Origin of the sequence: Myxococcus guangdongensis (assembly GCF_024198255.1) — a bacterium.
Classification (GTDB): domain Bacteria; phylum Myxococcota; class Myxococcia; order Myxococcales; family Myxococcaceae; genus Myxococcus; species Myxococcus guangdongensis.
Map to the genome: position 1 here is coordinate 74,062 of NZ_JAJVKW010000004.1, position 25,676 is coordinate 99,737.

General features: G+C 70.3%; 20 protein-coding genes. 8 read left to right on the top strand and 12 right to left on the bottom strand.

What is annotated here, in order from left to right; genetic code table 11:
- Nucleotides 1-4 precede the first annotated feature (4 nt).
- The 3 genes from LXT21_RS13580 to LXT21_RS13590 form a co-directional block, all read right to left on the bottom strand.
- Nucleotides 5-850: an SDR family oxidoreductase gene (locus LXT21_RS13580; protein WP_254038570.1), complete on the bottom strand. Its 846-nt coding sequence runs from the start codon at nucleotides 848-850 to the stop codon at nucleotides 5-7.
- Between the two features lie 18 nt (nucleotides 851-868).
- The gene (locus tag LXT21_RS13585; protein ID WP_254038571.1) at nucleotides 869-1,993 is read right to left on the bottom strand and encodes an NAD(P)-dependent alcohol dehydrogenase; all 1,125 of its coding nucleotides are present in this window, start codon (nucleotides 1,991-1,993) and stop codon (nucleotides 869-871) included.
- A gap of 151 nt (nucleotides 1,994-2,144) precedes the next feature.
- Nucleotides 2,145-4,463, bottom strand: coding sequence for a hypothetical protein (locus LXT21_RS13590; protein ID WP_254038572.1), 2,319 nt, complete (start codon nucleotides 4,461-4,463; stop codon nucleotides 2,145-2,147).
- 213 nt (nucleotides 4,464-4,676) lie between these two features.
- Here LXT21_RS13590 and LXT21_RS13595 point away from each other — a divergent pair, with 213 nt between their 5' ends.
- Complete coding sequence (locus LXT21_RS13595) at nucleotides 4,677-5,789, top strand: Gfo/Idh/MocA family protein (RefSeq protein ID WP_254038573.1); 1,113 nt, start codon at nucleotides 4,677-4,679, stop codon at nucleotides 5,787-5,789.
- Here LXT21_RS13595 and LXT21_RS13600 read toward each other — a convergent pair.
- Nucleotides 5,772-6,725, bottom strand: a complete 954-nt coding sequence (locus tag LXT21_RS13600; RefSeq protein ID WP_254038574.1) for a LysR family transcriptional regulator — start codon at nucleotides 6,723-6,725, stop codon at nucleotides 5,772-5,774. The two genes, LXT21_RS13595 and LXT21_RS13600, sit on opposite strands and share 18 nt — an antisense overlap.
- A 103-nt stretch (nucleotides 6,726-6,828) precedes the next feature.
- Between LXT21_RS13600 and LXT21_RS13605 the strand changes: the two genes are divergently transcribed.
- Both LXT21_RS13605 and LXT21_RS13610 read left to right on the top strand, forming a co-directional pair.
- Nucleotides 6,829-7,458, top strand: a complete 630-nt coding sequence (locus LXT21_RS13605) for a glutathione binding-like protein (protein ID WP_254038575.1) — start codon at nucleotides 6,829-6,831, stop codon at nucleotides 7,456-7,458.
- A gap of 93 nt (nucleotides 7,459-7,551) precedes the next feature.
- A complete protein-coding gene (locus LXT21_RS13610; protein WP_254038576.1) occupies nucleotides 7,552-10,035 on the top strand; it encodes a WD40 repeat domain-containing protein in 2,484 nt (827 codons plus the stop codon).
- Between the two features lie 3 nt (nucleotides 10,036-10,038).
- Here LXT21_RS13610 and LXT21_RS13615 read toward each other — a convergent pair whose 3' ends face one another.
- Nucleotides 10,039-10,809 (bottom strand): AAA family ATPase, encoded by a 771-nt coding sequence (locus LXT21_RS13615; protein WP_254038577.1) that lies wholly within the window; start codon nucleotides 10,807-10,809, stop codon nucleotides 10,039-10,041.
- Between the two features lie 303 nt (nucleotides 10,810-11,112).
- On the opposite strand from LXT21_RS13615, the gene LXT21_RS13620 reads away from it, so the two are divergent.
- The 3 genes from LXT21_RS13620 to LXT21_RS13630 are packed head-to-tail and all read left to right on the top strand — an operon-like array spanning nucleotide 11,113 to nucleotide 16,590.
- Nucleotides 11,113-14,601, top strand: a complete 3,489-nt coding sequence (locus LXT21_RS13620; RefSeq protein ID WP_254038578.1) for a response regulator — start codon at nucleotides 11,113-11,115, stop codon at nucleotides 14,599-14,601.
- A gap of 27 nt (nucleotides 14,602-14,628) precedes the next feature.
- Complete coding sequence (locus tag LXT21_RS13625; protein ID WP_254038579.1) at nucleotides 14,629-15,438, top strand: CheR family methyltransferase; 810 nt, start codon at nucleotides 14,629-14,631, stop codon at nucleotides 15,436-15,438.
- Nucleotides 15,439-15,465: 27 nt separating this feature from the next.
- Entirely contained in the window at nucleotides 15,466-16,590 is a 1,125-nt protein-coding gene (locus LXT21_RS13630) for a hybrid sensor histidine kinase/response regulator (RefSeq protein WP_254038580.1), read from the top strand.
- Between the two features lie 16 nt (nucleotides 16,591-16,606).
- Here the strand turns inward: LXT21_RS13630 and LXT21_RS13635 are convergent, their stop codons facing one another.
- On the bottom strand, nucleotides 16,607-17,590 hold the full coding sequence (locus LXT21_RS13635) for an aldo/keto reductase (RefSeq protein ID WP_254038581.1): 984 nt from the start codon (nucleotides 17,588-17,590) through the stop codon (nucleotides 16,607-16,609).
- Nucleotides 17,591-17,840: 250 nt separating this feature from the next.
- Between LXT21_RS13635 and LXT21_RS13640 the strand changes: the two genes are divergently transcribed.
- Nucleotides 17,841-19,253, top strand: coding sequence for an amidohydrolase family protein (locus LXT21_RS13640; RefSeq protein ID WP_254038582.1), 1,413 nt, complete (start codon nucleotides 17,841-17,843; stop codon nucleotides 19,251-19,253).
- A gap of 156 nt (nucleotides 19,254-19,409) precedes the next feature.
- On the opposite strand, the gene LXT21_RS13645 is transcribed toward LXT21_RS13640, so the two are convergent.
- From LXT21_RS13645 to LXT21_RS13670, 6 genes are all read right to left on the bottom strand, one after another.
- Nucleotides 19,410-20,672, bottom strand: coding sequence for a hydroxymethylglutaryl-CoA synthase family protein (locus tag LXT21_RS13645; protein WP_254038583.1), 1,263 nt, complete (start codon nucleotides 20,670-20,672; stop codon nucleotides 19,410-19,412).
- A 56-nt stretch (nucleotides 20,673-20,728) separates the two neighbouring features.
- On the bottom strand, nucleotides 20,729-21,766 hold the full coding sequence (locus tag LXT21_RS13650; RefSeq protein ID WP_254038584.1) for an alcohol dehydrogenase catalytic domain-containing protein: 1,038 nt from the start codon (nucleotides 21,764-21,766) through the stop codon (nucleotides 20,729-20,731).
- Nucleotides 21,767-21,812: 46 nt separating this feature from the next.
- Nucleotides 21,813-22,553 carry a CoA-transferase subunit beta gene (locus LXT21_RS13655; RefSeq protein ID WP_254038585.1) on the bottom strand — a complete coding sequence of 247 codons (741 nt, stop codon included), beginning with the start codon at nucleotides 22,551-22,553 and terminating at the stop codon, nucleotides 21,813-21,815.
- Nucleotides 22,550-23,347: a CoA transferase subunit A gene (locus LXT21_RS13660; RefSeq protein ID WP_254038586.1), complete on the bottom strand. Its 798-nt coding sequence runs from the start codon at nucleotides 23,345-23,347 to the stop codon at nucleotides 22,550-22,552. The genes LXT21_RS13655 and LXT21_RS13660 overlap by 4 nt, the downstream gene beginning before the upstream one ends.
- Nucleotides 23,344-24,042, bottom strand: a complete 699-nt coding sequence (locus LXT21_RS13665; RefSeq protein ID WP_254038587.1) for a TetR/AcrR family transcriptional regulator — start codon at nucleotides 24,040-24,042, stop codon at nucleotides 23,344-23,346. The genes LXT21_RS13660 and LXT21_RS13665 overlap by 4 nt, the downstream gene beginning before the upstream one ends.
- Nucleotides 24,043-24,276: 234 nt before the next feature.
- Nucleotides 24,277-24,447 carry a hypothetical protein gene (locus LXT21_RS13670; protein ID WP_254038588.1) on the bottom strand — a complete coding sequence of 57 codons (171 nt, stop codon included), beginning with the start codon at nucleotides 24,445-24,447 and terminating at the stop codon, nucleotides 24,277-24,279.
- A 262-nt stretch (nucleotides 24,448-24,709) separates the two neighbouring features.
- Between LXT21_RS13670 and LXT21_RS13675 the strand changes: the two genes are divergently transcribed.
- On the top strand, nucleotides 24,710-25,675 hold the full coding sequence (locus LXT21_RS13675; protein ID WP_254038589.1) for a ribokinase: 966 nt from the start codon (nucleotides 24,710-24,712) through the stop codon (nucleotides 25,673-25,675).
- Nucleotide 25,676 lies beyond the last annotated feature (1 nt).

Consider the following 25,676-nt stretch of genomic DNA (forward strand, 5'->3'; position numbering starts at 1 on the left):
CCTTTCACGCGGGCGACAGCGGCAGGTCCTCGAGCCCCAGGGGCGGGTGGCCGGAGACACGCTCGACATCGGAGGTGACGGCGGCCATCTCTCCGGAGGCGATGGCCGTATACGTGCTGACCCACGCGTCCACCTGCCACTGGGGCGCGCCGTAGTGGGCGCGTGAGCGGTAGGCCTCGTCGATGCTCTCGGCGTAGTAGCGGACGGGCTTGCCGAGCCGGCGGGTGAGCACCTGGGCGATGTCGTCGAAGCCCAACGCGGTGGGGCCCGTCAGGGTGTACGTCTGCCCGCGATGCGGCTCCGGATGCAGCAGCACGGCGGTGGCGACGTCGGCGATGTCCGACTGCGCGACGGCGGCGACGCGCCCATTGCCCGCGGGGCCTCGGATGATGCCGTCCTCTCCGGCCAGCATCGGCAGGAAGTCCAGGTAGAGGCTGTCGCGCAGGATGACCGACGCGAAGCGCTGCTCGCGCAGCTTCTGCTCGGTGGCCCAGTGGTCCCTGGCGAAGGTGAACGTCGCGTGGGGCGCCGCGCCCTGGAACGACGTGTAGACGAGCATTTGCACTCCCACCGAGGCCGCGGTCTCGATGAACGCGAAGTGCTCGTCGAGCCGCGCGGGGGACTCCGTCGCGGACACGAAGAGCACCGTCTTCATGCCCTCCAGCGCCCGGGCGAGCGCGTCCCGGTCCTGGTACGTCGCGACGCGCACCTCGGCGCCGGGGAGGCGGGGCGCCCGCTGCGCGTCGCGGACGATGAGCCGCTGGGGGACCCCCTTCTCGGCGAGGTGCCTCGCGACGCGCCCGCCCAGCTTGCCGGTGCAGCCGGTGACGGCAATCGATGGCTCCGTCATGGATTCTCCCTGGGGACCTCAGTTCGTCTGCGACATCCGGAGGACGGGCTTGAGCGTGTCGCCCTTCTCGGAGTCCTTGGCCGCCTCGTTGATCTGCGCCAGCGGATAGAACTTCACCAGCTTGTCGAACGGGAACTTGCCCTGGGAGTAGAGGTCGATGAGCTGGGGGATGAAGACATCCGGCACGCTGTCGCCCTCGATGATGCCCCGGATGCTCTTGCCGGGGACCATCAGGTTGTTCACGTCGAAGCTCGCGTCGGTGCCCATGGGGGGCGCGCCCACGACGCCACACGTCCCCAGGATGTCGAGCGCGTCCACGGCCTGCCGCAGCACCTTGGGGTGGCCGGTGGACTCGAGCGTGAAGTCCACGCCCTTGCCGCCGGTGACGCAGCGGATGAACTCCACCGCGTCCTCGTCCTGGCCATTCACCGCGTGCGTGGCGCCCAGCTCCAGCGCGAGCTTCAGCCGGTGGGGCTTGGTGTCCACGGCGATGATAGTGGTGGCGCCCGCGAGCTTCGCGGCCATGATGGCGGAGAGGCCCACCGCGCCGGAGCCGAACGCCGCGAACGAGCGCCCCGCGCCGACCTTCATCGAGTTGAGCACCGCGCCCGCGCCGGTGGAGATGCCGCAGCCCAGGGGCCCGAGCAGCTCCAGCGGCACGTCCTTGCGCACCTTGACGACGTTGCGCTCGGTGGCGATGGCCAGCGTGCTGAAGGAGGACTGGCCGAAGAAGTGGTCGTGCAGTGGCTTGCCGTCCTTCTGCGTCGCGGTGGAGCCGTCGATGCGCCCGCCGCCCATGTTGCGCGCGAAGAACTCCCGGCAGTAGGCCGGGTGCCCGGACTGACACAGGTCGCACTTGCCGCAGAAGGTGAAGGCCATGACCACGTGGTCGCCCGGCACCACCTTCGTCACCCGGCTGCCCACGCGCTCGACGATGCCCGCGCCCTCGTGGCCGAGCACCGCCGGCAGCGGCACCGGGTAGTACTGGTCCCGGATGATCATGTCCGTGTGGCACATGCCGGTGGCGACCATGCGGACGAGCACCTCGTCGGCCTGGGGCGCGTCGATGGTGACGTCCTCGAGTTGGAACGGACCGCCCTTCTTCCAGACGACCGCGGCCTTGGCCTGGGCTTGCTCGCTCATGGACTGCGTCCTCCTTCGCTTCCGGTACCCACCAACGGTACGGATGGCCCGGAGGGCAGGGGAGCCTGCCGTGTGCCTCGAAGGGAACGCGGGCAGGCCCGCCCGTGCCCGCCTGCCGGGACGGACGAGCCTGCGGGCATGCGCAGGGTGGCTACTTCTCCCGGACGCCGATGCGATACCCCTTGGCGCTCGTGCACTCCCCCACCTGCTGCACCACGGTGAGCAGGTCTCTGGGGACCAGGACACGGCTCAGGAGGATGACGTTGCCGCTGCCGTCGCCAATCTCCTTGTTGGAGGCGTCGCGGACGCGGATGCGCGCGCCCGGGATGGCGCTGGTGACGGCGACGAAGTTCGTGCCCGGGAGCGGCGGCTGGATGCGCGGCGCCGGGAGCATGAAGCACGGCTCCGCGGGCTGTGATTGCAGCGGGGTGCCCTTCTCACACAGCGTCTGCTGGACGACCAGCACCTCGTCTTGCTTGAGCGGCCGGCCCAGGGGCGTGGCGAAGTCGTAGTGGGGGAACCAGGAGACGGGCGTGGAGAAGCCGCCCGCGGGCCCCGCGCCGGGCACGCGCAGCTCCGTCCGGGTGCCATGCGTGAGCCCGCTGAGGGAGACGAGCTCCTGTCCGGCGAAGGTCCGGGGCGGAGCGAGCACGGGCGGCGGCAGGCTCGCGGGCGCCTTCACCACCTTCTGCGGCGCGGAGACGGGGCTCTTGTCGTCGCAGAGGGAGATCTGCGCCTCCATCACGTAGTCCACCTCGAGGGGTGTCTTCCCCGGCCGCAGCGCGGTCCAGTCGGAGGAGCTGAGGCCCATCACGGGCGCGCCACCATTCACGGTGACGGTCACCGTGGCGTTGGGCACGTGACGCACCGAGATGACCTCCGAGCACTCGTGGATGAGCGTCGGATCGATGGCGGGCGCGGGGAGGCCCGCGGGGTAGTCCGCGGTGTGGTCGCGGACGGGGATGGCGGGGGACTCGAGGGAGAGGGCTCCGCTCTTCTCCTGTCGCACGGTGACCTGCTGGCCCTTCTCCAGGCGAGGCACCTTGAACACCTCCTGGCTGGGATTGCGCGCGATGAGGGTGTCCACGTCGGTGCCGTCGATGCGCAGGGTGACCTTCGCGTCGAGCACCGCCCCCCTCACGGAGACCCGCGTCCCGCATGCGTAGAGTGGGTCGACGACGATGGGGGGCGAGAGGAACGTCGGGTCGTCGGGGAAGCTGACGGGCACTTCCACCCCCGTTGGACTCGGGGCGTTGCAGGCCGCTTCCAACACGCCGATGTGCTTGAGGTACAGGTCCCGATTCCCGCCGTTGGGTGGCATGGTGCCCAACGGCGCGGGGCGGACCGCGTTCTGGAGGACTCGCACGCAGTATCCGGGGAGCTCCATCGACAGGGAGGGGAAGCGTCCCGCGATGCCTCCGCCCCGGTGGCACGAGTCGCAGCGCCCCTCGGAGGCGACGGCCTCCAACAGGGACGAGGGGCCCGCGTTCTGCGGCCAGTCCGGATGGACGAGGGGCTCGTACCAGCCGGAGCCCATCGTGGCCAGGCCATCGAACGGGGGCCTCTCCGGGTGGACGATGAAGGGGTTCTCGCCCGCGTGGCAGTCCGTGCACATGTCCGTGCCGCTCACCAGCCCTGCGCCGCCCTTGAAGGCCTCTATCGGCGTCACCACGCCTCGCTGAAAGGTCGAGGGTTTGGGGCTGTCCCAGAAGCAGGCTTTGTTGCTCACGGTGCCCAGGCAGATGATTCCCAGCAGGTCGATGTTGACGCCGTCACTCCTGTAGCGGGGCAAGGCGAGACAGAGGCCAGGTGGCGACGTGCTGGTGTAGTGCAGCAGCTCCGCCTGGAGGTTCTCGAGGATGAACTCGTCCCGGATGACGCCGCGGGGGACCCAGGCAAAGGAGAACATGGGCGGCGGGATGGGGACACCCGCGGCGGCGCACTCCCGGATGTACTCCTTGCCTTCGTTCGTGGTGGCGAACGTGGTGATGCCCTGGGCTTCCAGCTTGCGCGCCACCTGCGCGCCCACGCCCTTCGTGTCGTGCAGCTCCTGGGGAGCCATGTCCGGCTCGCGGAGGTCTTCCAGGTAGTGCATTCGCAGCGCGTTGTTGAGTGCGCGCACCTGCCCGACCTCTTCTGTCCGCAGCGTGTCGTTGAGCCATTCGATGTAGAGCGCGTCCGCGAGGACCTCGTCTTCCACCTGGCTGTCGATGAGCTTGCGCGGCGCCTCCAGGTCGATGCCACCCCTCTCCAGGGCCCGTCCGCGCAAGCGCTCCAGGAGCTCCTTCTGGGTGCGTCGCACCAACCCGAGGTCCGCCTTCAAGACCTTGCCGCTCTCACCGATGAAGGCTCCGTGGCCATGGCTGACGACGCGCTCCTCGGATGGAGGCGCCTCCGCGCGCTGACAGCCGAGGAGCCAGCCCGCCACGACGACGGACATGAGCAACGTGTGCTGCGATTGCATTCGCATGGGATCCTTCCAGGGGTGGGCGGTGCGAACGACGGAGCTCCCGCGCGTCGGAACCGACGGGAATTCCGTGCGCTGACGGGTGAACGGGGCCGCGCGGTTTCCTTCCCCGTGCCCTGTCGCTCGCCCTGCACACGTGCGGGCCCGCCGCCGTCCGCGCGGGGGTTGTGATGCGGGGTGGTGGCCTCCAGCGTGACGAGGACAGGAGGACTGTCCATGGCCCGACGAGGCGAGCGGCGAATCCGGTATGCGGTGGTGGGGGCGGGCAACCTGGCCCAGGTGGCCATCCTCCCGGCGTTCCAGAACGCGAAGGACAACTCGGAGCTGGTGGCCATCTTCTCCTCGGACCGGGAGAAGCGCTCCGCCTTGAAGAAGCAATACGGCGTCGAGTGCGCCGGCTACGAGGACTTCGAGCAGGTGTGCCGCGACGCGCGCGTGGACGCCGTCTACATCGTCCTGCCCAACACGATGCACCGCGAGTTCACCGAGCGCGCCGCGCGGGTGGGCGTGCACGTGCTGTGCGAGAAGCCGATGGCGACGACGGTGGAGGACTGCGAGGCGATGATTCGCGTCGCGGACGAGCACGACGTCCGCCTGATGATTGCCTACCGGCTCCACTTCGAGGAGGCGAACCTGCGCGCCATCGAGCTGTTGCGCTCGGGCACGCTGGGCGAGCCGTCGCTCTTCTCCGCGGTGATGACGCAGCAGGCGCGGCCAGGGGACATCCGCACGCGCCAGGAGGTGGGCGGCGGGGCGCTGCTCGACGAGGGGCCCTATCCCATCAACGCCGCGCGCTACCTCTTCGGCGCGGAGCCCACGGAAGTGATGTGCTTCACGCAGGAGGACCCGGACGCGCGCTTCGAGGGTGTGGACGGCACCGCGCTCGCGCTCTTGCGCTTCTCCGGCGGGCGGCTGGCGCAGTTCGCCATCAGCCACGCCGCGTCGGAGGTCTCCAGCTACCGCGTCGTCGGCTCCAAGGGGGATTTGCGCGTGGAGCCGGGCTTCGGCTACGGCACCGAGCGCAAGCACTTCCTCACCGTGGACGGCAAGACGCGGGAGCGGAGCTTCGCGGACCAGGACCAGTTCGCGCCGGAGCTCCTCTACTTCTCGCGGTGCATCCTGGAAGGGCGCGAACCGGAGCCGTCGGGCTGGGAGGGGCTGGCGGACCTGCGGGTGATTGTGGCGCTCCAGGAGTCGGCGCGCACGGGGCGCGCGGTGAAGCTGCCGCCCTTCGAGCGCCGCGAGCGGCCGTCCATCGACCAGCTCATCACCCGCCCGGCCTTCACGCCGCCCGAGCCGGTGAACGCGCCCTCACCCACGCTGGAGTGAGACGTCGAGCTCCGCGACCCGCTGGGGCGCGAGCCCGAGCAGCGCCTTCCCCAGGCGCTCGGCGGCGTCCCCCGCCTGCTTCCGCCAGGCGATGCGCCACGGACGCTCCAGGGGCCCGCTGTCGAGCCTCCGGAGGACCAGGTCACCGCGCGTGAGGTGGGGCCCGGCGATCCACTCCGACATCACCGCGACGCCCAGGCCCGCTCGCGCCAGGTCCAGCATGGCCTCCGTGAGCGGGATTCGCTCGACGCGCAGGCGCGGGCGCTCCCGGCCGAAGATTTGATTCACGAACCACACGTCTTGCGCCGTGGGCGTGTGCGACGTCAGCAGGGTCTGCGCCTTGAGGTCCTCGGCGGTGAAGGTCTTGCGCGCCGCCAGGGGATGGGCTGGGGAGACCAAGAAGACGAGCTCGTCGTGGAAGAGCGGGCGCACCTCGAAGGTGGAGGAGCGGCGCAGCGGGGAGTGGGTGAGCAGCGCCACGTCGATGTCGCCCGCCTCGAGCGCGGGGAGCGGGGAGCGCGTGTGCTCCACCGCCAGGTCCACCGTGAGCCGGGGGATGGAGCGGCGCAGCTCCACCAGCAGGGATGGCAACCAGTGATAGGCCGTGTAGCACTCGCACACCAGCCGCAGGCGTACGGGCGGCGCGGCGGGGGCGCGCACCTCGCGCTCCAGCTCCCCGAACTCGACGAGGAGCTTGCCGGCCCCGGCGACGAGCCGTCGCCCCGCGTCCGTGAGCACCAGCCCGCGCGGCGTGCGGTCGAACAGGCTGGCCCCCAGCTTGTCCTCGGCGGAGAGCAGGGCGCGGCTGACGGCGGGCTGGGTGAGGTGGAGCAGGGACGCGGCCTGCGCCGTCGTGCCGGCCGAGGCCAGCGCCATCACCACTCGCAGGTCCTTGATGTCCAGGCGGGTATTCGGAGGCGGAGCGATGTCATCCATGCATCGAGTCTATGCGAAGGATGCGTTGGACGCATAGGGCGGCGAGGTCCAGAGTCGTGGGCGTTCCCAGGGGCATCCAGCCCCGCTTCGTGGAGGTATGCCCATGCAGCTGTATTTCCTGCCCATGTCCTGCTCGCTCGCGACCCGGATCTCGCTCTACGAGGCCGGCGCGGACGTCCGCTTCATCCCGGTGGACCGCAAGACGAAGCAGACTGCGGAGGGACAGGATTACCACGAGGTCCATCCGCTGGGGCTCGTCCCGGCGCTGCGCAAGGAGGACGGGGCGGTGCTCTTCGAGAGCGCGGCCATCCTCCAGTACATCGCCCACCGCTGGCCGGACGCGAAGCTGGCTCCGGTGGACCCCCAGGGCCGCGAGCAGCTCCAGCGCTGGCTGTCCTTCGTCGCCACGGAGCTGCACAAGGTGGTCTTCGCGCCCGTGTTCGATGTGAACTCGCCGAACGCCGTGAAGGAGTATGCGCTGGCGAAGGCGCCCGCGAGGCTCGACGTCCTGGAGCATCACCTGTCGGGGCGCGAGTTCCTCCTCGACGCCTTCAGCGTGGCGGATGCCTATTGCTTCGTCGTGCTCAACTGGTGTGGCGCCACGCCGCTGGACCTGAAGAAGTGGCCCGCGCTGAGCGCCTACGTGTCGCGGCTGCGCGAGCGCCCGAACGTCGCCAGGGCCGTGAAGGAGGAGTGGGCCCTCTATTCGGAACACAAGGCCGCCCATCCGTAGCTGCGTAGCGACAGGCTTTGACAAGGGCGGGGCCTGGGATTAGGGATGGACCCAACGCGCATCTGGGGGGCCGGGACGCGCGAATGAGAGCCCATGACTGCTCGTCCCTTGTCCCTGTGCGTCGCGTGGGTGCTGTGCTCGTGGCTCGGCGCCTGCTCCTCCGGTGGAGCGCCTCCCACCCCCAATCCCTCCCGTGCCCCCGGGGTGGCCCTGCTCCAGCTCGACACGGTGGTGGTGGAGCCCGGCGCGCCGGTACCCCTGCGCTGCACCGCCGTCGACCCGGATGGCGATGCCGTGACGTATGTCTTCGATTGGGGTGGCTCGACGAGCCTGGTCACCTCGCCGGAGGTCCCGAGCGGGACGACGTCCGGCGCGGTCGCGACCTTCGAGCGGGAAGGGACGCTCCAACTGCGCTGCCGCGCGGTGGACTCCCATGGCACCGCGGGCGAGTGGTCTCCCTCCGTGACGCTGACCGTCCGAGACGCCACGCCGCCGGGGACCTGGGCGCTCCAGGTCCGCGTCGTGGGGAAGGGGCGCGTGACGAGCACGCCGGTGGGGCTCGACTGTTCGGAGGCGTGTGACGCGCGCTTCGCCACCGGCACGCGCATGACGGTGGAAGCCGAGCCCGCCGAGGGGTGGCGCCTGCTGGAGATGAAGCCCTGCCAGGGCACGGCGCGAAGCTGCGAGCTGGTCATCGACGGCGACCGGTTCGTGACCGCGCTCTTCGCGCCGGAGACCGACGCGACGCTGTCCTGGCAGCGCTCGGGCGCGCGGCTGCCCGAGTCGCCGCAGTGGAGTCCCGACGGCACGCGGCTCACCGCGTTGGAGGGGACCTCCAGCGGCGGGCCGCTGCGCATCTGGGACGCGCGGAGCGGCGCGGTGACGCGGATGATCTTCGCGCCGGCCGACGCGCTCTTCGTCGGGCTCGCGTGGAAGCCGGAGAGCAACACGCTGGCCGCGGGGCTGTCGACGGGCCGCGTGGTCCTGCTGGACGCGGTGACGGGCGCCACGCTCCGCACGTGGGCCGTCCAGAGTGGAGCCGTGGAGGCGCTCGCGTGGAGCCCGGATGGCACGCGCCTGGCCACGGCGACGAACGCGAGCAAGGAGGTCCATGTCTGGGACGCCGCCACCGGTGAGCGCGAAGGCGCGCCCCTGACGGCGGTGGACCGCGTGCGTGCGTTGACGTGGAGCCCGGATGGCGCGCGGCTCGCGATGGAGGCGGGCCGGTGGGGCGGCGCCTTCTCGCAGTGGGTGGAGTTCCACGGCGTGGGGACGCGGGGGCTGGAGGAACTCTTGGAGATCCCCGGCGGCTTCGCGTGGAGTCCGGACGGGGCGCGCTTCGCGGTGGGCTTCGAGGGCGAGGTGCGGGTCTACCTCACCGCGGGCTACCGCCTGGAGTCCACGTACAAGGGCGACTGGGGCCGGGCGACGCTGGTGGAGTGGAGCGCGAACGGGCGCTGGCTCGCGGTGGGAGACCCGCTGCGCAAGCTGTTCGTGCTGGATGCGGCCACGGGCACCGTGCTCGTGGACGCCAGCCAGGCGCCGCCGACGGGCACCGCCACGGGCTACGACGCGCTGAGCTTCCATCCGACCCAGCCTCGCTTCGCGGTGGTGGATGACCTGCCCACGTCGGTCCTCGATGTCTTCACGATGGACGTGGACAAGGGGACGGTGGTCCGCGGCGAGCTGCTCGCGCACGACCTCTCGGTGGAGGCCGTGGCGTGGAGTCCGACAGGCGCGATGCTCGCGTCCAGCGGGGGCGAGGGAAAGGTCCAGCTCTGGGGGCCCGGCGGCGAGTGGTTGCGGACGCTCACCCGTCCCGGCGCGAAGCGGGTGCGGGCGCTCGCCTGGAGCGCGGATGGAGCGCGACTGGCGTCGGGAGGCGACGACGGCCTCGTTCATCTCTGGAACGCGGCGGACGGGACGCTCGCGCAGCTGCCCATCAGCCAGTCACCGGCGACGCGGGTCATCGACCACGTCGGCCTGAGCCCGGACGGAACCCTGCTGGCCACGGCGGCGAGCTCGCCGGGGGCGGCCACCGAGCGGGGTGTCATCCGCGTCTTCCGCGTCGGCACGGGCGCGGAGGTGTTCCGCTTCCCGGAGGGCGAGCGACGGGTCCTGTCGCTGCAGTGGACGCCCCAGGGCCAGCTGGTCGCCACCTTCGTGGATGTCGGCTGGTCCCTCTGGGACCCCACCACCCGCGAGCTGTCGACCGTCCGTGGGCATGGCGCGGACCTGTTCCGCTCCGCGGCGCTGAGCCCGGATGGGACGCGGCTCGTGTTGGGCAACAACGTCGGCCTGTTCGTGCGCGAGGTCGCCACGGGCCGCCTCGTCATGTCGGCGTCCACCTCCGTCTGGCCGCTGTCGCTCGCGTGGAGTCCGGACGGGCGCCGCTTCGTGGGCGGGACGCTGGGCGGCCAGGTCCTGGTCTGGGACACGGCCCGGCTCGAGAGCCCCGCCGACGTCATCGGCTTCCACGAGAGGGGTGTCTCCGCCGTGTCGTGGCGCTCCTCGGAGGACCTCATCGCCACGGGAGGCGGCGACGTGGCCGTGCGCGTGTGGCGGTTCGTTCCGTGAGCCTCACCGTGGCATGAGCGAGGCGTCCGGGAGCTCGAATCGCGCGCTCCCGTCACGCGTCGTCACGCGGAAGACCTCCCGGGGGTCGAACGCCTCGGCCAGCGACTCCGACGCCGTGCACAGCAGCACCTGGGCATGGCGCGTGGCCTCGCGCACGCGCTGGACGGTGTCCCAGATGGCGGCGGGCGGCGGGTCCGCGTCGGGGGCCTGGAGGAGCACCAGCGTCCCCACGCCCTGGGGCGCCGCTCCCTCCACGCGCACGCCCCGCAGGAAGCGCCGCATCTGCCACAGCACGCTCTCCAGCACGTTGCCCACGTACCAGCGCTCCAGGTCGTCGGTGCTGGTGCCGGGAGGGGGATCTCTCGAGGGCTCCTGGGGCGCCAGCTCCGCCAGCGAGGACTCCTCGCGAGGCGCGTCCAGGCCCGGGTCCACCAGGAGCGCGGACAACCCCACGAGCAGGTCCGCCAGCTCCCAGCACACCCGCCACGTGTCCGCGCCCGTCCGCCGCAGCTCGACGCCGTACTCGTCCGTGCCCAGGCCCAGCTCCAACCGGATGGACTCCGCTCCGGGCGCGGCCGGCGAGACGCCCGCCTCCCCCAGGTGTCGCTGGAGCTGTCCCTCGGCCAGGGCCCGCAGCAGCTCGAACAGGTGGACGAAGTCGCGCGTCGCCGTCCCCTCGGTGTCCACCAGGACACAGATGGCCCCGGGACGCAGGTCGACCTCCCGCAGGGAGCGGAAGCCCGAGACGCGGAGTCGGTTGAGGTCCGTCGGCATGCCCGCAGCCTATTCCAGCCGCCCGGATGCGGGAGACCGCCGAGGAGGACCTGGACCGCGAGCATCGAAAGGACGGCACTCGGGGTCGAAGTCGGCGCACAACGTACGAAAGCCGACATCGAGCGCGATGCAACGCTGCGGGCCGTCGCGGGAGCCATGTTACGGGAGCGTGCCGCGTGTGGTTCCCCGCGGCTGGACGCGCTCTCCCATGACAGGTGTTCTCCCGTGCTGTGTGCGCGGACCTCGGGTCCGTCGGATGGTTTCCCAGGAGGGACAGTCCTCCTCGCGTGGAGGGCGTGAGCCATGACTCAGCCTCCTGCGGACGTCTCGGGCTCCCGGGCCACGCGCTTCGGTCCGCTGTTGCCCACCGGCACGCTGGCGGGCTTCGTCGTCGCGGCGCTCGCCATCTTCGTCATCGCCATCCTGTCGTACCGCTCGCTCGAGTCGCACGCCGACGCGGCGGCGCTGGTGCGCCACACGATGGAGGTCGTCGAGCGGATGAAGACGCTCCTGTCCGGGCTGAAGGACGCGGAGACGGGCCAGCGCGGCTACCTGCTCACGGCGGACCGCACGTACCTGGAGCCCTACACCAGCGCCAGTCGTTCCATCCCCGAGCAGCTCGCGAGCATCCGCGAGAGCGTGTCCGACAACGCCGCGCAGGTGCAGCGGGTGGACGCCCTGAGGCCGCTCGTCGAGGCGAAGCTGGCCGAGCTGCAGGCCACCATCGACCTGAAGACGGGAGGGCAGGGGGAGATAGCGCTCGTGCGCGTGCGCTCGAACGAGGGCATCGAGCTGATGAACCGCATCCGCGTCCTCGTGGACCAGATGGAGAACGAGGAGCGCCGGCTGCTCGCGGACCGCACGGCGGCGTTCCAGGCCTCGGCGACGTTGTCGCTGGTCATCAGCTGGCTGGGCGCCGCGGTGCTGCTGGCCCTGATGGGCATCTCCGCGTACATGACGTCTCGCGACTACCGCGCCCGCTCCATTCAGGGCTGGATGCAGCAGGGCGAGACGCTCCTGGCCACGCGGATGCAGGGCGGGCCTCGGCTGGAGCAGCTCGGCGACCAGGTGCTCCAGTTCCTGGCCACGTACCTGGACGCGCAGGTGGGGGCCATCTACCTGGCGGACGGACTGGACCACTTCCACCGCTTCGCGGGCTACGCGCTGCCCGCCTCCTTCCCGGACTCGGGCGCGCAGCTGCGCCCCGGCGAGGGGCTGGTGGGACAGGCGCTGAAGGAGAACCGCACCTTCCACGTGAAGGACGTCCCGGAGGGCTACCTGCCCATCAACTCGAGCCTGGGACAGGGTCGGCCGCGCCACCTGGTGGTGTTCCCCACGCAGGTGGACGGCAAGGTGAACGCGGTGGTGGAGCTGGGCTTCCTGCACGCGGTGCACCCCTCGGACCTGGAGCTGCTGCAGCGGGTGTCGGAGCCCATCGCCATGGCGGTGCGCTCGGCGAATGACCGCACGCGCCTGGAGCAGTTGCTGGAGGAGACGCGGCGTCAGTCCGAGGAGCTGCAGGCCCAGCAGGAGGAGCTGCGCGCCTCCAACGAGGAGATTGAAGAGCAGAGCCGCGTGTTGCGCGACTCCCAGGGCCGGCTGGAGCAGCAGCAGGCGGAGCTGGAGCAGACCAACGTGCAGTTGGAGACGCAGACGCGCCTGTTGGAGCGCCAGCGCGACTCGCTCACGAAGGCGCAGGCGGCGCTGACGGAGAAGGCCACGGAGCTGGAGCGCACCAGTCGCTACAAGTCCGAGTTCCTGGCCAACATGAGCCACGAGCTGCGCACGCCGCTCAACAGCTCGCTCATCCTGGCCAAGCTGCTGGCGGACAACAAGACGGGCAACCTCACCGAGGAGCAGGTGAAGTTCGCGCAGACCATCAGCTCCGCGGGCAACGACCTGCTCGCGCTCATCAACGACATCCTGGACCTGTCGCGAATCGAGGCGGGCAAGGTGGAGGTGGTGCCAGAGGTCTTCAGCCTGCCGCGCTTCGTGGAGGGGTTGGGACGCTCGTTCCAGGTGCTGGCCCAGGAGAAGAAGATTGGCTTCTCCACGCGGGTGGACCCCGGGTGCGCCGAGTCGCTGGAGACGGACCCCCAGCGGCTGGGACAGGTGCTGCGCAACCTGCTCGCCAACGCGCTGAAGTTCACCGAGCGGGGCGAGGTGTCGTTGCGGGTGTCGCCGGTGGGGTCGGGGATGTTGGCGTTCGCCGTGAGCGACACCGGCATCGGCATCCCCGCGCACCTGCAGGGCCTCATCTTCGAGGCCTTCCGACAGGCCGACGGCAGCACGCATCGCAAGTACGGCGGCTCGGGGCTGGGGCTGTCCATCTCCCGGGACCTGGCGCGGCTGTTGGGCGGCGACGTGACGGTGGTGAGCGAGGCGGGTCGGGGGAGCACCTTCACCGTCACGGTGCCGGTGGCGCTCGCGACGTCGGGCACCTCCGAGAGGACCCACGCGCCCGCCGAGCCCTCGTCCACGCAGTGGGTGGCCAACGCGGTGGCCCGGCTGCCGGCGCCGTCGGAGACCGACAGCGGCGAGGGGCCTGTCGTGGGGCTCAACGCGCCCATCGAGGATGACCGCGAGCGGCACACACCCGGCGCGCGCCTCATCCTGGTGGTCGAGGACGACGTGCGCTTCGCGGAGATTTTGAGGGACTTGTCCCGGGAGCTGGGCTTCCTGTGCGTCGCCACGGACCGGGGTGGGGAGGCCTTCGACGCGGCCATCGCCTACCAGCCGAGCGCCATCCTCCTGGACATGAACCTGCCGGACCAGTCCGGGTTGATGGTGCTGGACCAGCTCAAGCGCGACCCGAGGACGCGGCACATCCCCGTGCACGTCATCTCCGTCACGGACGCCTCGCGCGAGGCGTTGGAGCGCGGCGCGGTGGGCTATGCGCTCAAGCCCGTCAAGCGCGAGCAGCTCATGGAGGCGGTGCGCAAGCTGGAGACGCGCCTGTCGCCGGGCGTGCAGCGCGTGCTGGTGGTGGAGGACGACGCCCGCCAGCGCGAGAGCATCGAGAAGCTGCTGGAGAGCGAGGACGTGCGCATCGACAGCGTGGCCACCGCGGCGGAGGCGCTGGAGCGGCTCCGGCAGAGCACCTTCGGCTGCATGGTGATGGACCTGAACCTGCCGGACCTGAGCGGCTACGAGCTGCTCGAGCAGATGGCGGAGCTGGAGACCGTGTCGTTCCCGCCCGTCATCGTCTACACGGGCCGCTCGCTCACCCGCGAGGAGGAGCAGCGCCTGCGCCGCTACTCCAAGTCCATCATCATCAAGGGCGCGCGCTCACCCGAGCGGCTGGTGGACGAAGTCACCCTGTTCCTGCACCAGGTGGAGTCGAAGCTGCCGCCGGACCGGCAGCGGATGCTCCAGGTCGCCCGCGACAGGGAGGCGGCGCTGGACGGACGGCGCATCCTGGTGGTGGAGGACGACGTGCGGAACATCTTCGCGCTCTCCAGCGTGCTGGAGCCCCGGGGCGCGAAGGTGGAGATCGCCCGCAACGGCCGCGAGGCCCTGGAGCGACTGTCGGACAGCCTGGCCCAGTCGACCCAGGGCGTGGACCTGGTGCTGATGGACATCATGATGCCGGAGATGGATGGCATCACCGCGATGCGCGAGATTCGCAAGCGCGCCGAGTGGCAGAAGCTGCCCATCATCGCGCTCACGGCGAAGGCCATGCGCGACGACCAGGAGAAGTGCCTGGCGGCGGGAGCGAACGACTACATCGCCAAGCCGCTGGACGTGGAGAAGCTCCTGTCGCTCATCCGCGTCTGGATGCCCAAGGCCTAGCCGGGACCTGCTTCGTACATGGACTCCATGGCCCAGGACATCGAGCTGAGGCTCCTGCTCGACGCCATCTATCTGAAGTACCACTACGACTTCCGCCGCTACGCCACGGTGTCGCTGCAGCGGCGGCTGGTGCTCGCGTCGGAGAACTTCGGCTGCAAGACGCTCTCCCAGCTCCAGGACCGGCTGCTGCATGAGCCGCTCATCTTCCCGGCGCTGCTCGACTACCTCACCGTGCAGGTGAGCGAGATGTTCCGGGACCCCTCGTACTTCCGCGCGGTGCGCGAGTCCGTGGTGCCGATGCTGCGGACCTATCCGTCGCTGAAGCTGTGGGTCGCGGGCTGCTCCACCGGCGAGGAGGTGTACTCGCTGGCCATCCTGTTGAAGGAGGAGGGCCTGTTGGAGCGCACGCTCATCTACGCGACGGACATCAACCCCGGCGCGCTGCAGAGGGCGGAGGCGGGCGTGTACCCGGTGGACCGCATCGCCACCTTCACCCAGAACCACATGGCGTCCGGCGCGCGCGGCTCGTTGTCGGACTACTACACGGCGGCGTACGGCAACGCCGTGTTCGACCGCTCGCTCAAGAAGCACGTCGTCTTCTCGGACCACAGCCTCGCGACCGACAGCGTGTTCGCGGAGGTCCAGTTCCTGTCGTGTCGCAATGTGCTCATCTACTTCGACCGCGAGCTCCAGGAGCGCGCGCTGGGGCTGTTCAAGGAGTCCCTGTGCCGCAAGGGCTTCCTGGGCCTGGGCGCCCGCGAGTCCATTCGCTTCTCCCAACACGAGTCGGCGTTCTCGGTGGTGTCCCGGGACGACCGCATCTTCCAGAAGGGGTGACCGGTGATTGCTCCCAGGAAGGAAAACATGGAGTCCCCGTCCGCGGTGAAGTGCCTGCTCGTGGATGACCTGGAGGAGAACCTCATCGCGCTGGGCGCGCTGCTCAAGCGCGACGACGTGGAGGTCCTCCAGGCGCGCTCGGGTGCCGAGGCGCTGGAGCTGCTGCTGGCGCACGAGGACGTGGCGCTGGCGTTCCTCGACGTGCAGATGCCGGAGATGGACGGCTTCGAACTGGCGGAGCTGATGCGCGGCATGGCGCGCACGCGGCACATCCCCATCATCTTCGTGACGGCGGGCTCCACCGACAAGCGGCGCCTCTTCAAGGGCTACGACACCGGCGCGGTGGACTTCCTCTACAAGCCGCTGGAGCCGCTGGTGCTGCGCAACAAGGCGGAGGTGTTCTTCCAGCTCCACCGGCAGAAGCAGCAGCTGGCGCGGCAGCTGGACGAGCTGACGGAGACGCTGCGGCTCAACGAGATGTTCACCGCGGTGCTGGGCCATGATTTGCGCAACCCGCTGAGCGCGATGCTCACGGCGGCGGACCTGCTGCAGCGGCGCTCGGAGGACGAGCACGTCCGCAAGACGGCGGGCCGCATGTTGTCGAGCGGCAAGCGCATGGGGCGCATGATTGAGGACGTGCTGGACCTGGCGCGGGCGCGGCTCGCCGGGGGCATCCCGCTCCGGCGCGGGGAGACGGACTTCGGCGCGCTGGTGCTGCGCATGGTGCAGGAGCACCAGTCGGCCTCGTCGCGGCCCCTCATCGAGGTGTCCCAGGAGGGAGACCTGGTGGGCGACTGGGACTCGGACCGGCTCGCGCAGGTGGCGTCGAACCTCATCGGCAACGCGCTCCAGCACGGCGACGCGAGCGCGCCGGTGCAGCTGCGGCTGGATGGGACGGACGCGGACGCGGTGCGCTTCTCGGTGAGGAACCTGGGCGTCATCCCGCTGGAGCTCCAGGCGCACCTGTTCGACCCGTTCCGGGGAGGCGCCCAGCGACGTGGGCGCACCGGCGGATTGGGGTTGGGGCTCTACATCGTCCAGCAGATCATCCAGGCCCACCACGGCGCGGTGGAGGTGGAGTCGGGCTCCAGCCTCTACACCGAGTTCCGGGTGAGCCTGCCGCGCCGGGGCACCGAGGTCATCAAGCTGTAGCCTCGGTGGGGCCCGGCTATTCGCCACGCAGCACGTCGTTGACGCTGATACCGCGGCCCTTGGGCAGGAGCGCCTCGAGCGCCGCGGTGTCCTCGGGCCGGGGCGTCCACAGGCCGGCCTTGGCGTTGGCGCGCACCTGTTCGGCGGAGGTGGCGCCGGCGATGACGGAGGCCACGGTGGGCCGGGCCGCCAGTCCTCCCATGGCCACGTCGAGCAGGGAGAGGGAGCGCTCCTTCGCGAAGGTCTCCAGCTTCTCGATGGCGTCGAAGACCTTGTCGGCGAGCAGTCCGCCCATGTTCCACTGCTTCACGCGGGTGTTCTCACCCGCCTTCGCGCCGCGTTGGTACTTGCCGGTGAGCAGGCCGCTGGCCAGGGGGAAGTAGGGGAGCAGGCCGATGCCGTGCTCCTGCAGCGCGGGGACCAGGTCCTCCTCCACGCCGCGGCCGATGAGGCTGTACTCGTTCTGGGCGCTGATGAAGCGCTCCATGCCGCGCGTGCGGGAGAGCCACTCGGCCTCCGTCACCTGCCAGCCCTTGAGGTTGGACGAGCCGATGTAGCGGACCTTGCCCTCGCGTACGAGCTCGGTGAGCGCGCTCAGGGTCTCCTCGAGCGGCGTCGCCGGGTCTGGCCAGTGGAGCTGGTACAAGTCGATCCAGTCCGTGCGCAGCCGCCGCAGGGAGCGCTCGATCGCGCGGCGAATGTAGCGACGCGAGCCGCGCGCGCCCCAGTCCGCGCCGTTGTCTCCCTTCAGGTCGCTGCCGAACTTGGTGGCGAGGATGATGTCGCCCCGGCGCTTGCCCAGCGCCTCGCCGAGCAGCTCCTCCGAGGTGCCGTACGAGTCCGAGGTGTCGAACAGGGTGATGCCGGCGTCCAGCGCCGCGTCCACGACGGCGCGTGTGCCCTGCGCATCGATGCGCATGCCGAAGTTGTTGCAGCCCAGGCCCACCGTGGAGACGGTGAGGCCGGAGCGTCCGAGGCGGCGGTAGGTCATCTGGGTCATGCGGGCTCCTGTGACTTTGTTCGAGGGGGAAGTGGATGACGTGGTGGGGCCGTGCCCGTCAAGGCACGAACCCGTGGAGCGCCGTGCCCGGAGCTCTCTTTCCCACGGGGGCGTTCAATCGCGGCGGGGCGATGTCGTTGGCTGAACGCTCCGAGGGCACCGGACTGCATTCCGCGTCACCCAAGGCGCGGGGGCGCGCTACCCCTGGCGCGGGTGGTGCTCCTTCTCTCCTCGCAGCAGGGAGGTCCTCGTGTCCTGGTCGACGCCGCACGCCGGCTGGAAGTCCTGGTGGCTCGTTTCATTCCTGGGCGTGTTCGCGTGCGCGCGAAATGTGCCGGAGGCGGTGCGCGGTGGTGAGGGGACGCCGGGCGGCGCCGTGGTGGTGCTCCAGGGCGCGCGGCTCATCGACGGCAATGGAGGCCCGCCCCTCGAGGACGCGACGTTGGTCATCGAGGGCGAGACGCTCCGCGCGGTGGGGCCGTGGGCCGAGGTGACGGTGCCGTCCGGTGCGCAGGTGCTCGACGTGAAGGGCAAGAGCGTGTTTCCGGGGCTCGTCGCGGACCACTCGCACCTGGGCGTGGTGGATGGGACGAAGTCGGGGTCGGGCCACTTCACGCGCGAGAATGTCTTGCGACAGGCCCGGCAGTACGAGGTGTACGGCGTCACCACGGTGATGTCGCTCGGGTTCAACACGGAGCTGTTCCCGAAGTTGCAGGAGGAACTCAACGCGGGGGCACCGAAAGGCGCGGACATCCTGGGCGCGGACCGGGGGCTGGGTGTACCGGACGGTGCGCCGCCGGTGGGAGTGGGGACGGACCAGCTCTATCGGCCGAGGACGGTGGAGGAGGCGAGGGCGGCAGTGAGGGAGTCGGCGTCACGTCGGCCGGCGATGGTGAAGATCTGGGTGGATGACTTCCACCACTCGGTGCCGGTGAAGATGACGCCGGAGGTGCAGGCGGCCATCATCGACGAGGCGCATCAGCAGGGGCTGCGCGTGGCCGCGCATGTCTACTACCTGGACGATGCAAAGCGACTGGTGCGCGAGGGCGTGGACGTGCTCGCGCACGGCATCCGAGACAGGCCCGTGGACGACGAGCTGGTGCGGGAGATGAAGGCGCGGGGGACGTGGTACGTGCCGACGCTGGGGTTGGACGAGACGTTCTACATCTACGCGGAGGCGCCGGAGTGGATGCGCACGTCGTTCTTCCAGCACGCGGTGCAGCCGGCGCTGGCGGCGCAGTTCGCGGACCCGGCGTGGCGCGCGAAGACGCTGGGAGATGCGAAGGCGCTGGCGCAGAACCGCGCGTCGGTGGCGATGAACCTGCGCAACGTGAAGGCGCTCCACGACGCGGGTGTGTCCATTGGTTTCGGGACGGACTCGGGGGCAAACCCCTTGCGGATTCCCGGCTTCGCGGAGCACCGGGAGTTGGAGCTGATGGTGCAGGCGGGGCTGACGCCGCTCGAGGCCCTGCGTCACGCCACGCGGGACGCGGCCGCGCTCTTGAAGCTCGACGACCGTGGGACGCTGGCGGTCGGCAAGCGCGCGGACTTCGTGCTGGTGGAAGGCAACCCGGCGGCGGACATCCTGGACACCCGCCGCATCGTCGGCGTGTGGCACCGGGGCAAACGCGTGAGCGGCGGTGTGGAGGACCTCACGCCCTGAGTAGGTGGGGCTCCCCGCCCTGGTCGCGATGGAGCGCGTGACGCATCCCTGTGTCTCAGGGTGATGCGGCCCCGCGCGCGTTCATCCTCCGCGCGGAGCCCTGGTGGGCCGCTGGCTCGTTCCGTCCCAAGGCGGGTGGGACGGGAGCCATGAGCCTCACGCCGCGCCGCCCTCGGCGTACAGGCGCTTGTGGTCGCGAATCTCCGAGAGGCGGAACGCGCCCGGGTGCGGAGGCTTCGCCTCGGGGGCATCCGAGGCCAGCTTCATCAGCCGCTCGTACTCCTCGATGGGGACGCGCTCGCGCCGGGCCAGGACGGTGTCCAGGTCCGCGCGCGCCATGCGCTCGGCGGCCTTCTCCCCGACGACGCCGGAGAAGAACTCCGCCATGCACCCGCTGCCGTAGGACAGCAGGCCAATCCGCTGGTTCGCGAGCTTCGCGGCCTCGCCGTGCAGCAGCCCCGCGAGCGCCAGGTACAGCGACGCCGTGTACACATTGCCGATGCGCGAGTTGAGCCCCAGCGACGAGGCGACCTGCGCGTCATAGCTGACGGCCGACTTCGCCAGCTCTTCGCGAGCCTCGGGCGTCCCGAGCTGTGTCTCCTTCGCGTCCTCCAAATCACACAGCCGCAGCTGCGTGTGCGCCTTGCGCGCCATCTTGCAGAAGGGCACGTGGTACGCGATGCGCGCGAGCTGCTCCCCCGGCAGTGAGCCCGACCAGCGCACCAGCCCCGCCGCCAGCGCCTTCTCGCGCCAGCCCCGGTACGCGCCGGACAGGGCCTCCAGGTAGCAGTTGATGGAGTAGTGCCCGTCCACCAGGGCCTCTCGCCGGCCAATGGGCCGCCAGAAGTCATACACATCCATGGTGCACGTGCCGTTGAGCCCCACGTCGAGGGCGAGCAGGTCCGGCTGCTCGGAGACCAGCAGTGCCACCGCGCCACCGCCCTGCGTCGGCTCGCCCGCTGTATTCAATCCGTAGCGGGCGATGTCCGAGCACACCACGATGGCGACCTTGCCCGCACCCGCACCCGAGGCAATCCACTCCGTCGCGGCCATCAGCCCCGCGGTGCCGCCATAACAGGCGTGCTGCGTGTCATACGTGCGCATCGTCCGCGGCAGCTTCAACAGACCCTGAACGTGTGACGCGACAGGCTTGGAGTGGTCGATGCCCGTCTCCGTGCCCACCACGAGCATGCCCACGCGCGACGGGTCCACGCCCTGCTGCTGGATGAGCCGCGCCGCCGCCGTGGCGGCCAGCGCCACCGTGTCCTCACCCGGGTCCGTGACGGCCATCTCCCGAGCCCCGAGGCCCGAGGTGAACTTCGCCGGGTCCACGTTGCGGGCGCGCGCCAGGTCCTCGATGTCCACGTAGCGGGAGGGCACCGCGACCGCCAGGGCCTCGATTCCAACTTTTCTCTGCATGGGATTCCTCGTTTCCAACTCGAGAGTCGATGTCTGGGTTTGCAGGGTTCTTCTGCTCACGCCTCGGGCGGCACCAAGACCAACCGGCCCGCCACCTCGCGGTTCTCCAGTCGGAAATGCGCCCGCGCTGCTTCAGCCAGCGGAACCGTGTCCGTGACGAATTGACGCACCCCGCCCGTCGCCGTCAGCCGGAGGGCCTCATCGAGCTCCGCCTGATTCGTGGCATACGCGCCGATGATCTCCAGCTCCTTGACGATAATGAGCCCGGGATTCACTTGCACGAGACCTGACTCCAGGTTTCCCACCACGACGAGCCGGCCTCCGGGCGCCATGGCCTTGAGCGTCTGGTCGAAGGTGGCGCTGCCGACGATCTCCACGGCGAGGTCGACACCTTGTCCCTGCGTGCGCTTGCGCACCTCCGCCGCGAAATCGAGCCCGCGAGACAGGATGACTTCATCCGCGCCCGCGGCCCGCAGCGGCTGCACCTTGGCTTCGCCAGACGTCACGGCGATGACTCGCGCTCCGTCCAGCTTGGCCAATTGCACCGCGGACATTCCCACCCCGCCGCTGGCCCCGGTGATGAGCACTGTTTCACCCGCACGGATGCGACCCCGGGTGCGCAGCGTGTGCACCGCCGTGCCCGTGGTGCAGCACACCGTGGCGGCCTCCGCCCAGGGGAGCGACGACGGCACGCGGCCCAGCCCCGCGACGGGCGCCACCATGAACTGTGAATACCCGCCGGGCAGCTCCTCGCCGAAGAAGCGATTGTCCGTCTTGCACAGACTGTTGCGCCCGCTGCGGCACAGCGCGCACGTGCCACACGACATCCGCTGGAGCGTCGCCGCCCGGTCGCCTGTCTTCCATCCCGGTGTCTCGGGGCCCACCGCCACGACTTCACCCGCGGCCTCGTGGCCGAGAATCGCTGGCACGTGGGTGCGAGGCAGGTTGCCACGACGGTTGATGACATCGTGATAACAAACCCCGCAAGCGTGAACCCGCAGCAAGACTTCACCCTTGCCCGGTGCGGGGACGGGGACGTCCTCCATTTTCAAATTGCCGGCTTCACCAAAACTGCGCAGAACAATGGCCTTCATCTCGTCCCTCCGAGAGACACACAAACGAAACAGGGGATGTCTGGCTTCAGCGACCGACGAGCTGGTCGCGCAGGCCGCGAGGGTCCAACGCGCGGATGGCGGCGACGGTGCGCGCGTCCGGCAGCGGGGTGATGGCGAGCGAGTCGTCCACCATGAAGTCGAAGCCCGTGCGCTCGGCGATGTCCTCGGTCGAGGCCCACGGATGGCGCGCCGTCAGCCTCGCGCCCGAGGCGCCCAGCTCGAAGACGCCCAAGTCGGTCAGGAGCCGCACGTCGCGGCGCGGGTCTCTCGTGGTGGCCACCTGCACCTCGGGCACCAGGTTGCGGCGCGACTGGCGCGGCACCAGCAACACGGGGCGGTGGACCCACTGGCGCAGCGTGGCGGCGCCGGCCACGCCGGGGAACTTGGTGCGCGGGCGCTCCAGGCTGCCGCTCGCCGTCATGTTGGTGCTGCCGCTGGCATCGACCTCGGCGGCGCCGAAGAAGACGGTGTCCACCCGGCCACGGCGCGCGTGGTCGAACAAGTCCGGGATGGTGATCTCCGCCGAGCGTCCCTCCAGGTAGCCCAGGTCCTCGGAGGAGGGGAGCAGCGAGGGGATGTCCGGGTCCAGCGAGCCCACGCAGGCCAGGTACGTCAGGTCCGGCGCGTGCGTGGCGCGGGCCACGGCGATGGCGAGGATGGCCAGCGGCGAGGCGACGCCCGTGGCCACCACGGCGCCGTCGTCAATCTGTCGCGCGAGCAGGGAGACCACCGTCTCCGCGGGGGTGATGTCCAGGGTGGCGCTCATGCCGCCCTCCGTGTCTTCAGCGAGGCGAGGAACTCCGCCTCCTGGCCCGCCTCGGCGAGCGACAGGTAGCGCGCGAGCATCGCGTCGTCGTGGGGATACAGCCCCGCGCAGCCGGTGGGCAGCGCGCCGCCGGGAGCGAGGACGATGCGGTCCACCTGGAAGCCGGGGATGGTGGCGCGAGGCAGCTTCGTCACGCGCTCCTCCACCGTGGCAATCACGCGGCGCGCGGCGCCCGCGACCAGCAGGTCCGTGGTGGGGTCTTCCATGTAGAGGTTGCCGCGCTCGTCCGCGGCGCGCGCGTGAATCAGCGCCACGTCCGGGAAGTAGGCGGGCTCCACCGGGACGCTCTCGCCGGTGAACGGGTCCACCACGGTGCGCGGAGGCTCCGCTTGGGCGAGCCCCGACACATCCGCGTCGGGCGCGGGGATGAAGGGCAGGCCCATGGAGGCGGCGCGCAGCCGCTGGACGACGCGGTAGCCGTCATGCTCGCGCCACGACAGGGTGCCTTGTTCGATTCCCCGTTTGATACAGGGCATGGGGCGCACGCGGCCCTCCAGGCTCAGCGCGCCGAAGGCGATGTCCAGGTGGGCGAGACACCCGCCCGCGACGAGCAGCTCGGCGGGCAGCGGGTTGGGCAGTGAGATGAGGCGCAGGCCCCGGCGCTCCTGGGCGATGAGCTCCATCACCAGCGCCATGGGTGCGCGGCCGAGCATGAAGCCGCCCGTGGCCAGCGACGCACCGTCGGGGATGGACGCGACGGCGTCCTCCAGCGAGCACCAACGCGCGGTCTTCACGTCCCCTCCGTTCCGGACGAGCCACCGGAGCCGGCGCCCGACGCGGCGGCGCGCGGCACCATGCGCAGCGAGGACACCCCGGGCTGACCATCCACCGCGGCGGCGACGATGGGCGGGAAGAGCAGCTCCACCATGCCGTCGGCGATCTGCTCATCCGAGAGGCGGCCGTCGGGCTTGAACCACTTGTAGACCCACAGCACCATGCCCAGGAACGAGAACGCGCCGATGGTCGGGTCGACGGGACGGATGCGCCCCTGCTGCGCGGCCTGCGAGAAGGCCTCCTCCAGGAAGTCGACGTAGCGCTTCTTGCGGCTGTCGATGAACGCGCGCGCCTCACCGGTGAGCGTGGCGTGCTCGTGGAGGATGATGATGACCTCCTTGCTCCACCCGCGCGTCACCAGCAGGATGTTGTGGCGCATGCACGCGCGCAGTCGCTCCACCGGGTCCGCGATGTCCTGCACGCGCGAGAGGACCTGCTCCTCGAACAGGTCCATCCCGTAGTTCATGATGGCGAAGAGCAGCTGCTCCTTGTTCTGGATGTGGTGGTAGAGCCCCGCCTTCGTCATCCGGCACGCGGCGGCGATCTCCTGCATCGAGGTGCCTTCGTAGCCGCGCTCGCAGATGAGCCGCGCCGCCGTCTCCAGGATGGCCTTGTAGCGCTCGCCTTCATCCGGCTTCCGTCCGCTATGCGTCACGTGTGCCTCGCCACGGTGGACTGTAAAGTTTTCACAAGCCACGACCTACCGACCGGTAGGTAGCACCGGTCAACGCGGGGTGTCAACGCGCTCGTGGGCCAGGGTTCGTGGAGCCCGCATGTAGAAGGTCCAGGAGTTTCAGGAGGTTGAGGAAGTGCTGGGACTTCGGGGTGGCTCGGGTGCTCCCTGTTCGAGGGGGGAGGCTGGCCCAGGTCCCCCGGGGCCAGCGGTGGCTCAGGGCCGGTTCGGGTGCCGCGACTCCAGGTGCCGCAGGAGCATCTGGAGCCGCGCGACGCGGTACGCGGTCTCCTCGTAGGCCCAGCTCGGGTCGTGGCCGCAGGTCTCGAGCACCTCGGCCTTCCAGTCGAAGTCGAGGGTCGGGTCGATGTTGTTGCTCGGGTCCATGTGAAGAGCCTTTCGTCGTGGAGCTGCGGAGTTCGATGCCTCCACCTCGAAGACTGCCGCTTCGAGGTTCGCCCGTCGGTCTCGACAGGCCGTCGCCCTTCACTCGTCGCTTCACGGTGCGGGATGACGGCGTGGCGGAGGCACGAGTGGCCGCCAGCCGTGCCGTGCTCCGCGGATGCCTAGCTTGATGAGGCTTCGTGCTCGGCGTGTTCCTGCTCGAGTCGCGGCATCGGATGGTGGGGCAGGGAGGGGGACGACGGTCATGGTCGCGCGTCGACAGGCGGACATCCTGGTGGTCGGTGGAATCAGCACGGACTTCCTGGTCCAGGGGCCTCGGCTCCCGAGGCAGGGACAGAACGTGGAGGGGCATCTGTTCCTGGAGAGCCTGGGCGGAAAGGGCGCCAACGCTTCGGTGGCCGCCGCGCGACTGGGCGCCCGGGCGACGTTGGTGGGGCGGGTGGGAGCGGATGCGCGCGGGCTCGGGCTGCTGGAACAGTTGGAGGGCGAGGGCGTGGACACGCTCGCCGTGGCGAGGGACCCGGGCGCGAGCACCGGCGTCGTGCTCGAGATGGTGGATGAATCCGGGCACCGACAGAGCCTGTCCGCCGAGGGCGCCAACCGACGGATGCGAGTCCCCGACGTGCTCGCCGCCGAGGAGCGCATCTCCCGCGCGGATGTCCTGCTGGTGCAATTGGAAGTACCGCTCGAGGTCGTCGTCGCGGCGGTCCATGTCGCGCGGGCCGCGGGGACTCACGTGGTGCTGGACCCGGCGCCGCCCACGTCGCTGCCCGAGGAGCTGCTCGAGGCGGTCCATGTCATCCGGCTCAATGACCTGGAGGCGGAGGTGCTGACGGGCGTCGAGGTGGTGGACCGCGAGTCCGCGCGTCAGGCGGCGGAGAACCTGTTGCGTCGGGGCGTCGGCTCCGCGGTCGTCGCCGCGCCACAGGGCAACCTGCTCCTCGGGGCCGACAGTGAGCTGTGGTTGCCCAATCTCCCGGTGGACTGGGTGGACACCACGGGCGCGGGGGATGCGTTCTCCGCGGCGCTGTGTGTGGCATTGGGTGAGCGACGCCCCTTGGCCGATGCGGCCCGCTTCGCGCACGCCACGTCGGCCCTGGCCACGATGCGGCTGGGGGCGCTGTCGGGGTTGCCGAACCGTGAGCAGGTCGAGTCCTTCATGGCCCGGCTGGCCATGTCGGCGCTGTCTCGTGAGCCCGCGACCTGGTGAG